Source organism: Actinopolyspora alba (genome assembly GCF_900112765.1).
GTDB lineage: Bacteria > Actinomycetota > Actinomycetes > Mycobacteriales > Pseudonocardiaceae > Actinopolyspora > Actinopolyspora alba.
In genome coordinates this window covers 311,912-324,834 of the sequence record NZ_FOMZ01000003.1, presented here as the reverse complement: position 1 = coordinate 324,834, position 12,923 = coordinate 311,912, and the positions used below count along the sequence as shown (strand labels likewise).

General features: G+C 68.1%; 10 protein-coding genes. 6 read left to right on the top strand and 4 right to left on the bottom strand.

Annotated features, from left to right (window positions below; genetic code table 11):
- The first annotated feature begins 32 nt into the window (after nt 1-32).
- Together BM150_RS06025 and BM150_RS06020 are read left to right on the top strand one after the other, a co-directional pair.
- Nucleotides 33-584: a ribonuclease FAU-1 family protein gene (locus BM150_RS06025; protein ID WP_092924859.1), complete on the top strand. Its 552-nt coding sequence runs from the start codon at nt 33-35 to the stop codon at nt 582-584.
- A gap of 151 nt (nt 585-735) precedes the next feature.
- A complete protein-coding gene (locus BM150_RS06020) occupies nt 736-1,254 on the top strand; it encodes a ribonuclease FAU-1 family protein (protein WP_245755291.1) in 519 nt (172 codons plus the stop codon).
- 94 nt (nt 1,255-1,348) lie between these two features.
- On the opposite strand, the gene coaE is transcribed toward BM150_RS06020, so the two are convergent.
- Entirely contained in the window at nt 1,349-2,548 is a 1,200-nt protein-coding gene (gene coaE, locus BM150_RS06015; RefSeq protein ID WP_092924857.1) for a dephospho-CoA kinase, read from the bottom strand.
- Between the two features lie 155 nt (nt 2,549-2,703).
- A complete protein-coding gene (gene rpsA, locus BM150_RS06010) occupies nt 2,704-4,206 on the bottom strand; it encodes a 30S ribosomal protein S1 (RefSeq protein WP_092924855.1) in 1,503 nt (500 codons plus the stop codon).
- 436 nt (nt 4,207-4,642) lie between these two features.
- Here rpsA and BM150_RS06005 point away from each other — a divergent pair, with 436 nt between their 5' ends.
- The 4 genes from BM150_RS06005 (at nt 4,643) to BM150_RS05990 (ending at nt 9,390) form a co-directional block, all read left to right on the top strand.
- Nucleotides 4,643-5,512, top strand: a complete 870-nt coding sequence (locus tag BM150_RS06005) for a class I SAM-dependent methyltransferase (protein WP_245755290.1) — start codon at nt 4,643-4,645, stop codon at nt 5,510-5,512.
- A 92-nt stretch (nt 5,513-5,604) separates the two neighbouring features.
- Complete coding sequence (locus BM150_RS06000; RefSeq protein ID WP_092924851.1) at nt 5,605-6,582, top strand: GNAT family N-acetyltransferase; 978 nt, start codon at nt 5,605-5,607, stop codon at nt 6,580-6,582.
- A 53-nt stretch (nt 6,583-6,635) separates the two neighbouring features.
- A complete protein-coding gene (locus tag BM150_RS05995; RefSeq protein WP_175496704.1) occupies nt 6,636-7,316 on the top strand; it encodes a hypothetical protein in 681 nt (226 codons plus the stop codon).
- Nucleotides 7,317-7,326: 10 nt separating this feature from the next.
- Nucleotides 7,327-9,390: a YhgE/Pip domain-containing protein gene (locus BM150_RS05990; protein WP_092924849.1), complete on the top strand. Its 2,064-nt coding sequence runs from the start codon at nt 7,327-7,329 to the stop codon at nt 9,388-9,390.
- Nucleotides 9,391-9,469: 79 nt separating this feature from the next.
- Here BM150_RS05990 and BM150_RS05985 read toward each other — a convergent pair whose 3' ends face one another.
- Nucleotides 9,470-9,877 carry a VOC family protein gene (locus BM150_RS05985; protein ID WP_092924847.1) on the bottom strand — a complete coding sequence of 136 codons (408 nt, stop codon included), beginning with the start codon at nt 9,875-9,877 and terminating at the stop codon, nt 9,470-9,472.
- Nucleotides 9,878-10,201: 324 nt separating this feature from the next.
- The gene (gene polA / locus BM150_RS05980) at nt 10,202-12,892 is read right to left on the bottom strand and encodes a DNA polymerase I (RefSeq protein WP_092924845.1); all 2,691 of its coding nucleotides are present in this window, start codon (nt 12,890-12,892) and stop codon (nt 10,202-10,204) included.
- Between the last annotated feature and the right edge of the window lie 31 nt (nt 12,893-12,923).

Genomic DNA, 12,923 nt, shown 5'->3' with positions numbered 1-12,923 from the left:
CAGCGACCCCCCTCAACTCGTAGAGTGGCACCGTGACGACGCAACGGGAGATCGCCGCGGACCTCGGGCTTCCGATTCATCCCCCGAAGGTGGAGATTTTCGATCTGACCGATCGCACGAACACCGACGCCAAACAACGGGTGCGCCGGGTGGACGAGTACCGGGCGGAACCGTTCGGGCTCTACATGGCACGTCCCGTGATCGATCACCCCGAGCTGGAGTACCTCGAGTCCTGGCTGCTGCCCGACCTGGACCTGCGTATCAGTGACTACCGGCGGAGGCCGGGACACGACAGGGAACAGGACTTCTACGTCGACATAGTGCGGATAGAGCCGGGGGAACACCGCTGGCGCACCGTCGACCTGTACCTGGACGTCGCCGTCAGGCAACGGCAGGAGGCGCGGGTGCTGGACAGCGACGAGTTCGTCACCGCGCTGCGGGCGGAGCTGTTGGACGACGAGACCGCGCGGCGCGCGATGGACGCCACGCACCGGGTGGTTGACGGGCTGGCCCGGCACGAGTACGACCTGCCCGCGTGGTTGCACACCCTCGGTATCGAGCTGAGCTGGCGGCACACCGGTTGACAGAGGCCGGGGACGGCAACACGTATCCACCCCTCGGAACAACCGCCGAACTTCGCAATCCGTCGAACGAAACCCGAACGTGACGTCTACAACACTCAAAAGTTACGTAACGGATTCATATTGTTGATCATTTCACAGTTTCCGCGCGGCTATGGTCGAGTTCGTGGGTTCGGTGATCACTCCTCAACACGTTGAAGTCGTCGATGTCGCCAATGGGCAGCGACACCTGGGCTCCGGGATCACCCAGCAACTTGACGACTGCCATCTCGAGCGGTGGGGGTTGTGCCTGGAACGCAGCACACCCGACGACCCCGTGCACGGCAGCGAGGTGACCTGGTTGCTGCCAGATCTCGGGCTGCGGCTGACGCGCTATCGCCCCCGCAGCAGACACGCCCGTCCGGACGGCAGCCTGCTGACAGCGGCCCGGATCGACCGGGACGCGCGTTCCTGGATCACGACGGATCTGCTGCTGGGGCTGGAAGTGCCCGAGCACGGGGCCGCACGAATCGTCAAGTCCGAGGAATTCGCCGCCGCGGTCAGCGACGGGATGCTCACGCTGGAGGAAGCCGATCTGGCGGTGTGTACGGTGCACCGGATCTACGAGGAGATCCGGCTGCACCGGGATGTCGAACAGTGGTTGGCCTACCGCGGCGTGTTCACCGCTTGGTAGCCGGAGCAGCGCTCGGGCGGATGCTCCGGAACCGATCGAGTGCAGGCAGGCATGCGGCTTCCCGTCGACACGCTCCCGGAAGGGCCCGGACGACTCACAACGACGGTGGCTGCCACCCGGTCTCGGATGCCCACCGCTCCGCGCGGGGCAGCGCCCGCTCGAACCAGGGCCGCTTCGCCTCGACGTAGCGACGCGTATCGGGGTCGGAGCCGAACCGGGCCGCGAGATCGCGTTTGATCGAGGCGTACTCCCGCCGAGCGGCGTCATCGGCGCGGAGCCAGGCCGGAAACAACAGTGCGAACCGCCAGTCGGCCGTCCCCGCGACCCGCGAGTACAGCTTCGCTCGCCGTCCCGGGTCGGCGGAGACGTGCGTGCGATCGCGCCACTGTTCCGGATCCGGCTGAGGGTGGTGCACCTCGTCCGGGTCGGCCCCGGGCAGTAGGGGCATCCCCGCTTCGGCCAGCGGCTCGGCGAGCGCTTCCGCCTCGGCGAGACTCCGCACGGTGAGCTGCAGGTCGATCACGTCATTGGCGGGCAGGCCGGGCACAGAGGTCGAACCGATGTGATCCACGCGGAGCGCGGAATCACCGGCGGCCTTGGAGATTCTTGACAGCAGCCTGCTCGCCCGGCGCGGCCATTCCGGGTCCGGATCGACGATTCGGGGCCCGTTGAGCGGTAGCGGGCTACGGGAGCGGATGTTGGCCTCGAAGGGCACGAGCCGCTCCCGCCAGAGCTCGTCCACGCTCGACCGGATCCGGTCCAACTCGGCACCGTTGTCCAACCAGATGTCCGCAGCGTCCCTGCGCTGCGCCTCGCTCGCCTGCGCCCCGATACGGGCCCTGGCGTCCTCCTCGGGCAGCCCGCGGTCGACGAGCCGCCGCACTCGCTGCTCCACCGGAGCGTCAACGATGATCACGAGGTGGTAATCGGCCTGATAACCGTTCTCCACGAGCAACGGTACGTCGTGGACCACGATGGCATCGGAACCGGCTTCGGCCATCAGCTCGGCGGTTCGCGCTGCGACTCTGGGGTGGACGATGCCGTTGAGGTCGCTCCTGGCCGCCTCGTCGCCGAAGACGAGGCGCGCCATGGCGGCACGATCCAGCGCGCCGTCGGCATCCAGCACCTCGGGGCCGAAACGGGCGGCTATCTCGGCCAACCCGTCGGTTCCGACGGCGACCACTTCCCGGGAGATCCGGTCCGCGTCGATGACGCGAGCGCCGTGTTCGGCCAACCGGTCGGCGACCGTCGACTTGCCCGAACCGATTCCTCCGGTGAGACCAACGCGCAACATCGGCTTCATCCTGCCAGGCGGTTCAGGCCATGCCGAAGCGGTCCGCCGCACGGTGGAGCGAGCCGACCGGGCGGGCGACGAAAAACGGCCCCGCCCCTGTTCGCGACAGGGGCGGGGCCGTCGACGGTTTCAGCCGTTCGCCGCAGGACTAGCGGTCACGCGCCACCGGAGAGCTTCTCGCGGAGAGCGGCCAGCTGAGCGTCACTGGCCATCGCACTCGGCTCCTGCTCTTCCTCCTCGGCGGGAGCGGCGGAGGTGTAGTTGCCCTCCTGCTGCTGCTGTTCCTCCTCGCCACCGGCGGCAGCCGCGGCGGCGTCGGCCTCGGCGGCCTTGGCGACCTGGCGCATGTGAGCCTCGTAGCGCTCGAGGGCCTCGGCGTACTGCCGCTCCCACTCCTCGCGCTGGGTCTCGTAGCCTTCGCGCCACTCCTGGGTCTCCGGGTCGAAGCCCTCGGGGTAGATGTAGTTGCCGTCGTTGTCGTACTCGGCGGCCATGCCGTACTGCGTCGGGTCGAAGTCCGAGTCCGGCGTGAAGCCCTCGTTGGCCTGCTTCAGCGACAGCGAGATGCGCCTGCGCTCCAGGTCGATGTCGATGACCTTGACCATGACCTCGTCACCGACCTGCGCGACCTGCTCGGGAATGTCCACGTGGCGCTCGGCCAGCTCGGAGATGTGGACCAGCCCCTCGATGCCCTCGTCGACGCGGACGAAAGCACCGAACGGCACGAGCTTGGTGACCTTGCCCGGCACGATCTGACCGATCGCGTGCGTACGGGCGAACTGACGCCAGGGGTCCTCCTGCGTCGCCTTCAGCGACAGCGAGACCCGCTCCCGGTCCATGTCCACGTCGAGCACCTCGACGGTGACCTCCTGGCCGACCTCGACCACCTCACTCGGGTGATCGATGTGCTTCCAGGAGAGCTCCGAGACGTGAACCAGTCCGTCGACCCCACCCAGATCGACGAACGCACCGAAGTTGACGATGGAGGAAACGACGCCCTTGCGGACCTGGCCGTTCTGCAGCTGGTTGAGGAACTCGCTGCGCACGGCCGACTGGGTCTGCTCCAGCCAGGCACGGCGGGACAGCACGACGTTGTTGCGGTTCTTGTCCAGCTCGATGATCTTGGCTTCGAGCTCCCGGCCCACATAGGGCTGCAGGTCGCGGACACGCCGCATCTCCACCAACGAGGCGGGAAGGAAACCACGCAGGCCGATGTCGAGGATGAGACCACCCTTGACGACCTCGATGACGGAGCCGCGCACGGGCTCGTCCTTCTCCTTGAGGTCCTCGATGGTGCCCCAGGCACGTTCGTACTGCGCGCGCTTCTTGGACAGGATCAGACGGCCTTCCTTGTCCTCCTTCTGCAGGACAAGAGCCTCGACAAAGTCGCCGACGGCCACGACCTCGGCGGGGTCGACATCGTGCTTGATGGAGAGCTCCCGGGAAGGGATGACCCCCTCGGTCTTGTAGCCGATGTCGAGCAGGACCTCGTCCTTGTCGACCTTGACGATAGTGCCTTCGACGATGTCGCCATCGTTGAAGTACTTGATGGTCTGGTCGACGGCGGCGAGGAAGTCCTCCTCCGTCCCGACGTCGTTCACTGCGACCTGCGGCTTGGTGGCGGCTGCAGTCGGGACGGTGGTGGTGTCGGTGGACATCAGGTGGGTTGCTCCGGTACGGGTAGGTCGGTTGTCGAGTCTCTAGGTTCTCATGCACCCGGATCGGCTCCGCACGGACCACCCCCGCTACCGCCGAGGCGCCCCCACGGAACGGCGGGAACCGCCGTCGACCACACCGACGTTCCACTTCCGTCCGGAAGCCGCAGCTTCCGGCGGGAAGCAGCACGTACGGTGGCTTCCCGCGCGGTGTTCTTCCGAGAATGACCGCTCCGGAACGAATCCCGAGGGCGGACGGACCACGCGAAAACGGACTGCTCCGGCGCCGTGCGGTAACACGGGCCCTGACGGAGACAGACCCCTGGTGCGAGCGATAGCGTACCCGTCTCGGCGATCGTGGGGCAAATCGCCCGGCGGTTCCCGAAAGCGATCGGCACCGGCACGCACCGCACACCACACGATTCCCAGGGAGGCGATGGTGACCAATCCCGCACCCGATCCGACGGGGCAGGCGGCGGAGTCCCAGCACAGCAACGCCGAGAGCATCCTCGGGACGATCGGGGTGGCCAACCGCGCCGCCGGAGCCACGGAGTCCCGTTCGGCGAGCAGAATGTGGTGGGACGCCGACGCGGACGACTACCAGGCCGAACACGGCGCGTTCCTGGGCGACACGGAGTTCGTGTGGTGCCCGGAACGACTCAGGGAGCGCGAGGCGCGACTTCTCGGCGACGTCGAGGGCTCGCGCGTACTGGAGGTCGGCTGCGGAGCGGCGTCCTGCTCCCGCTGGTTGGCCGCCCGGGGAGCACGACCGGTGGGGCTCGACATCTCCGGCGGCATGTTGGGGCACGCCCTCGCGGGCAACGAGCGCAGCGGGATCCACGTCCCGGTGGTGCAGGCCAGTGCCGACATGCTGCCCTTCGCGTCCGACTCGTTCGACATCGCCTGCTCAGCGTTCGGCGGCGTGCCGTTCGTGGCGGACTCGGGAGCCGTCATGCGTGAGGTGGCGCGCACGCTGCGCCCCGGGGGACTGTGGGTGTTCGCGGTGACGCACCCGATTCGCTGGGTGTTCCCGGACGATCCCGGCCCGGACGGGCTCACCGCCGTGGGCTCCTACTTCGACCGCAGCCCCTACGTGGAGATAAACGGCACCGGCAGGGCCACCTATGTCGAGCACCACCGGACCCTGGGCGACTACATCACCCAGCTCGACGACGCGGGGTTCCGGCTCCGCGGCCTCGTGGAACCGGAATGGCCCGACGATCTCACCGAGACCTGGGGGCAGTGGAGTCCGCTGCGCGGCAGAACCCTGCCCGGAACCGCGATCTTTCGGTGCGAGCTCGTGGCATAACGACCGAGGCGACGTCTCCCGTCGCACCGGTGTTTCGCCACCGGACCTTGACAACAACCACCGGAATCCCACGAAGGAAGCGCAGCAGGGTCGTGACCAGCGCTCAGGAACTACTGGAAATTCAGCAGGCGAGGTTTCGCCGGTTGGATCCGGCACTGCCGGACGCCTACCCGCTACCGCGCGGCGGTGAACCGGTGATGGCCCGGTTGCGCGGTGGTGAACCGGTGGCGGGACTGACGGCACACACCACCCAGCCACCGGGCTCGCTGGCGAGCCTGTGGTCGACCACCGAGACCTACGAGCTGTTCCCACTGCTGGGCGATGCCCCGGGAGAGGGCATGGACGCACTGCTGCACGCGCTGCGGCGGCAGCTCGGCGAGCTGGGGGCGCCGGGGCACGACTCCTCCTGCCTGGTCACCTGGCCCAGCAGGGACGTGGCGGCGACTCGCGCCCTGCTGGATCACGGCTTCGCCCCGTTGTCGTGCCTCGCGATACGAACGCCCGTGGCTACAGTAGATACGAAACTGTCTGGTACCGTAAAAATGCGCCGGGCGGAGCCTGCCGACGTGGACAGTGTGGTGGAGCTGGCGATGGCCGAACTCGAATACGCCACCCTCGTCGGCGCCTCCGTTCCGCGCTCCGGCGCGGCCGGACTCAAGCGCGACGCCGTGTCGGTCCGACTGCGCACGAAGAGCGGACCACGCGGGATTCGCCGCGCGGACGGCGCGCCGTCCGGCGACCCGGTCTGGTTGGCCGAACGGGACGGAAACCCGGTCGGACTGGCCGAGTGCGGCTGGGTCGACGCCGACAACCACCACAGTGGACACCGGCTCGGCAACGGGCTCTGGGGTTACGTCAACTGCCTCTCGGTACGCGAGGAGGAGCGGGGCACCGGCATCGGGCGAGAACTGATGTCGTTGGTCCACGACGACTTCGCCGCCGCGGGTGCGGTGGGCAGCTATCTCTACTACAACCCGGCGAACCCGTTGTCCCCGGTGTTCTGGCACCGCCAGGGCTACCGCCCGCTGTGGACGCTCTGGGAGATCCGACCGGCAACCGCGCTTCGCTGAGACGTCGAGGGTGCCGGTCGCGGAAGCGAAAGGCAAACCGAGCCGTGGAGATCGTGGCAGTGGGCGCCGGGGTGACCGGGCCGCACGGGACACTACTCGAACCGACCTCCCTACGGGCATCGTCGGGAGAACTGCTGCTGGTATCAGGACCGCCGAGATCCGGGCGCACCGCACTGGCCCTGCTGCTCGCGGGCAGACTCCGCCCCGACTCGGGAACCGTGCTCCGGAACGGACGCCGGGCCCCCGCCGAACTGCGCGAAACCGTGGCCGTCGTCGACGCGCCCGGCGTCACCGAACCGGAAGGCAGTGTCGAGCTGCGCGAGGTGGTCGCCGAAGGTCTCGGGATAGCCGGAAGGCCCTTCGGCGGACGGGCGGTACGCGACTGGCTCGCGGAACGCGGTCTGCGGCAGCAGGCCGGCCTCAGGTTCGAACGAATCACCCCGCACTGCCGCACGCGGCTGCTGCTGGACCTGGCCCGCGAGGCTCGTGGCGTCGAGGCTCTCGTGCTCGACTGCCCGGACCGGCACGGCGGCGAGGCGATCCGCTGGTACAGCGCCGCGCAGGAGGCCGCCTCGCAGGGATACGCCGTCGTCGCCCTGTGCTCACCGCACACCGCCACCGAGCTCAACCACCTCCCGGCGCGTATCGGCACGGACAACGACGAACCGGCGTCCCCGCCGCGAACCGAACCGTCCGCCGATTCAGCCCCGTCCGCCGACTCCGGCTCGTTTTGAGGAAATCAGCATGACCATGTTCCGGCTGGCTCGGACCGAGCTCCGTCGACTGACCTCCGGCAAATTACCCAAACTCGCCCTGGTCGCCGTCACGCTCGTACCGCTGCTGTACGGCGCGATGTACATCTACGCCAATCTCGACCCCTACGAACGCCTGTCCGCAGTTCCCGCCGCCGTCGTGATCGACGACGAGGGGGCCGAAACGGAGGACGGCAGCGAACTCAACGCCGGCGAGAAGGTCTACGACCGCCTCGTCGATTCCGGGGACTTCGACTGGCACCGGGTCGGTGAGCGGCGGGCGACCACCGGTGTCTCGGAGGGGCGCTACACGTTCGCGCTGGTGATTCCGGAGGACTTCTCGCGTGCACTGCGGTCGCCGAGCGATTTCGACCCCAGGCAGGCCCGGCTGCGGTTGGTGACCAACGACGCGAACAACTATCTGGTGGGCACCATCGCCGACCGCGTGGCCACCAGGATCCGTGAGTCGGTGGCCGCCGATGCGGGCAGTGACGCGGCACGCCAACTGCTGCTGGGACTGAGCACGGTGCACGACCGAACAGCACGGGCGGCCGACGGTGCGGGAGATCTCGCCGACGGTGCGGGAGATCTCGACGCCGGATTGGAAAACGCCAGGCAGGGCGCCGAGAAGCTGTCGACGGGCACCCACGAGCTGCTCACCTCGCAGCGGAAGTTGGCCGACGGGGCCGCGACGCTGGAGGAGGGCGCGGGCCGGGTCTCCGCCGGTAGTCAGCGGCTCGCCGACGGGGTGGACGAACTGAGCGAGAAGACCGCGGACCTTCCCGCCAAGAGCGAGGAACTCGCCGACGGTGCCGAGCGAGTCGCGGAGGGAAACGCCGAACTGGCCGCCACGGCCGAACGACTCGGCGGCGTCTCGCAACACATCGTCGACGAGCTGGACGGGGCCAACGAGAGGATCGCGGACCGCCTGCGGGCGCTGGGCCTCGACGAACAGGAGATCGAGCGGATCACCGGCACGCTGGACGAGCTGAACCAGCCACTCGACGAGGCCAACAGCCGGGTACAACAGCAGGTTTCCCGGGTGAACGAGCTCGCCGACGGCGCCGAGCGGGTGGCGAGCGGGGCTCGTCGACTGGCCGACACCGCGCCGGAACTGGCCAACGGCATCGAGAAGCTCGACGCGGGCTCACAGCGTGTCGCCGAGGGGGCGAGCGAACTCGATCGAGGCCTGGGCGAACTCGTGGCCAACCAGCGACGTGCGGTCTCCGGAACGGAGAAGCTGGCCGGTGGCGCCGCCGACCTGACGGCGGGAACGAGCAGGCTCGCCAACGGTTCGACGGAACTGGCGACGGGCTCGAACGAACTCGCCGACAGGTTGTCGAGCGGGGTGGACGAGATCCCGAACCCGGACAGCGGAGCGCGGAAGGCCACGGCCGAAACCATCGGGGACCCGGTCAAGGTGAGCGAACGGGCGCAGACCAGTGCGGGCAGCTACGGCGCCGGGCTCGCGCCGTACTTCATGGGGCTGGCGCTGTGGATCGGCGGGTTCGTGCTGTTCCTGCTGCTGCGGCCGCTGTCCAACCGGGCACTGGCCGGAGGGGTCGCCCCGTGGCGCGTCGCGCTCGGCGGCTGGCTCCCCGCGGCGATCGTGGGAACCGTGCAGGCCGTGCTGCTGTACGGGGTCGTGCGGTTCGGGGTCGGGATAGAGCCGGCCAGGCCGGTGGCGACGCTGGCGTTGCTGGTGCTGACCTCGCTGGCGTTCACCTCGGTGGTGCACTCGCTCAACGCGGCCTTCGGACCACGCGGCAAGTTCCTGGCGCTGGTGTTCCTGGTGCTGCAGCTGGTCAGCGCCGGTGGAACCTTCCCGTGGCAGACGACACCGGCACTGCTGCATCCACTGCACCACGTACTACCGCTGAGCTACGTCGTGGACGGCCTGCGGCAGCTGCTCTACGGCGGCTCGCCGGACAACGCGGCACACGCGGCACTCGTACTGGGCAGTTACCTGATCGGGGGACTGCTGCTGAGCACGGCGGCAGCGGCACGCCAGCGGGTGTGGACCGCGAAACGGCTGCGTCCGGAGCTCGCCCTGTGACGTGGCGCGAACCAGGGCGTGACCGATGACCGAACCGTTCGGGCGGTGGCCTGTCGAGCGGACCACCGCCCGAACGGCGTCACCGCTCGGGGCGCTGCGAGGGATCGTCGTAACGGGCGACCTCGATCAGGTTGCCGTCCGGATCGCGCAGGTACAACGAGGTTATGGGGCCGTTGGTGCCGGTGCGGACCACGGGACCGGCCTCGATCCGCACGTCGTTGGCCCGCAGGTGCTCCTGGACGTCACCGAGCGCGTCGCCGGTCACCAGGCACAGATTCGCCGACCCGGGAACCGGGTGGGTGGCCGTGGGCTCCACCAGTTCACTGGCGGCGTGCAGTTTGATGGTCTGCTGTCCGAAACGCACCGCGCGTCGTTCCTCCTGGAACTTCACGGGCTCCATACCGAGAATGTTCTCGTAGAAGTCCAACGCACGATCGACATCGGCCACGGTAAGTACCAGGTGGTCCAGTCTGTCGACGTTGATCATGATCCTCCTTCGCCGACGCCAGGCACACTCCCCCAACACCACGCGTCGGCACCGCGGTTTCTCGTGTCGTCCAACTACGTCGGGTCCCCGGCGATTCGTTTCCCCTGATCGAGTGAGCAGACGGAATCCCCGACGGAACCGGTACCGCCGACGCATCAATGAATCCAGGGCAGCCTAACGGCAGCCGTTGATCGCCGAAGCAGCAGGCCGACACGGTTCAGTGTGTGCCCACCGCACTCCGGAGCGGTAGGGGAAGCCGCCCTCCGCGCCGCGGAGGGCGGTTCCGCCAAGCGGGCACCCCGACAACCCGACCGGAAACCTCGATCAGTGGGCGGCCGTGTCCCAGGAGACACCGGTACCGACCGAGACCTCCAGCGGAACGTCGAGTTCGGCGGCCGAGGTCATCTGTTCCCGCACCACACGCCGGACCGCCTCGGTCTCGCCCTCGGCCACCTCGATGATCAGCTCGTCGTGCACCTGGAGCAACATGCGGGAGGCCAGTCCTTCCGCCGCCAACGCGCGGTGCACTCCGAGCATCGCCACCTTGATGATGTCGGCCGCGCTGCCCTGGATGGGAGCGTTGAGGGCCATGCGCTCGGCCATCTCGCGACGCTGCCGATTGTCGCTGGTCAGGTCCGGAAGATACCGGCGCCGCCCCAGGATCGTGGCGGTGTAGCCGTCCTTGCGCGCGCGCTCGACGATCTCGTGCAGGTACTCCCGCACGCGCCCGAAGCGGGCGAAGTAGGCCTCCATCTGCTGCTTGGACTCCTCGTTGGAGATCTGCAGCTGCTGGGCCAGCCCGTAGGCGGACAGCCCGTAGGCCAGGCCGTAGGACATGGCCTTGACCCGCCGGCGCAGCTCCTGGTCGACCTCGTCGATGGGAACCCCGAAAGCCTGCGCCGCGACGTAGTTGTGCAGGTCCTCGCCGGTGCGGAACGCCTCGATCAGCCCTTCGTCACCGGAGAGGTGAGCCATGATCCGCATCTCGATCTGGCTGTAGTCCGCGGTCAGCAGGGTCTCGTAGTCGCGCCCCACCACGAACACCTCGCGGATGCGGCGTCCCTCCTCCGTACGGACCGGGATGTTCTGCAGGTTGGGCTCGGTCGAGGACAACCTTCCGGTGGAGGCGATCATCTGGTTCAGCGTGGTGTGGATCCGACCGTCGGAAGCCACCGCCTTGTCCAACCCCTCCACCGTGGTCTTGAGCTTGGTGGCGTCCCGGTGCTCCAGCAGGTACCGCAGGAAGGGGTGCTCGGTCTTCTCGTAGAGCCCCTGCAACGCCTCCGCGTCGGTGGTGTAACCGGTCTTGGTGCGCTTGGTCTTGGGCATGCCCAGCTCGTCGAACAGCACGGTCTGGAGCTGTTTCGGCGAACCGAGATTGATCTCCTTGCCGATCACGGCGTACGCGTCCTCGGCCGCCTGCTTGACCCGCGCGGCGAACCGGGACCCCAGCTCGGTGAGCCGATCCTGATCGACCGCGATCCCGGCGGTCTCCAGATCGGCCAGCACCAGCAGCAGCGGCAGTTCCAGATCGGTGAGCAACCCGTGGTTCTCGATCGCACGCAGCTGCTGGTCCAGCTCGTCGGCCAGTTCCAGGACCGCCTTCGCCCGGGTCAGTTCCGCGGCCGCCGCGTTCTCCCTGACCTGCTGTTCGTCCTCCAGCAGCGAGAGCTGACCGCTGCCGTCGCCCTGGTCGACGGTGAGATCGCGCTGCAGGTAGCGCACCACTAGGTCGGGAAGGTCGAAGGAACGCTGTCCCGGACGGACCAGGTAGGCGGCCAGCGCCGTGTCACTGTTGAGCCCACCGAGCGACCAGCCGCGGTCGCGGATCGCGTGCAGCGCCCCCTTCACGTCGTGCGCGGCCTTGGGGACGGCAGAATCGGCCAGCCAATCCGCGAAAGCCGCGTCGTCGTCCGAGGTCATCGCGGTGACGTCGACGTAGGCTCCCTGCCCGGCAGCACTGGCCACGGCGATTCCGGCGAGATCACCACCGTTGCGGGACGAACTCCCGGAGCAGGCCAGACCCACGCGCGAACCGTCCCGCGCGTGACGCTCCAGCCAGGTGCGCAGCGCACCGGGCTCGACGATCCCGCCGGCCACCTCGAAACCCTCGACGACTTCCGGCTCCTCGGTCGACAGCGTGGCGAACAGTCGGTCACGCAGTACCCGGAACTCCAGATCGTCGAACACCCGGTGCACCGCGTCGCGGTCCCACTGCCCCATTCGCAGGTCCTCGGGCCCGGAATCGAGCGCGACGTCGTCGACCAGCTGCGTCAGCTGCCGGTTGAGCAGCACCTGAGCGATGTTGTCCCGCAGCTTCTCCCCGGCCTTGCCCTTGACCTCGTCGGCCCTGTCGACGAGGTCGGACAGCGAGCCGAACTGCTGTATCCACTTGGTGACCGTCTTCTCGCCCACACCGTCGATCTTGGGAAGGTTGTCGGACGGATCGCCGCGCAACGCGGCGAAATCGGGGTACTGCACCGGGGTGAGCCCGTACTTCTCCTCGACCGCCTCGGGCGTGAAACGGGTCATCTCGGAGACGCCCTTGCTGGGATAGAGGACGGTCACGTCCCGGCTGACCAGCTGCAGCACGTCCCGGTCACCGGTACAGATGCTGACCCCGAAACCGGAGTCCACAGCCTGTCCGGTCAGGGTCGCGATAACGTCGTCGGCCTCGTAGTTCTCCCTGCTCAGAACCGGTATGTTCAGCGCACCGAGCACTTCTTGGATCAGACTCACCTGGCCGCGGAACTCTTCCGGCGTCGAACCGCGGTTGGCCTTGTAGTCGGGAAAGGTCTCGGACCGGAAGGTTTGCCGCGACACGTCGAAGGCCACCCCGAGATGTGTGGGCTGCTCGTCCCGTAGCAGGTTGATCAGCATCGAGGTGAAGCCGTAGACCGCGTTGGTGTGCTGTCCGGTGCCCGTCTGGAAGTTCTCCTTGGGCAGTGCGTAGAACGCTCGGTAGGCCATGGAATGGCCGTCGATCAGCAGCAGGCGTCGGTGCTCGGATGCCATCACGGCATGCGAGTCTAGGCTTACCCCCCGA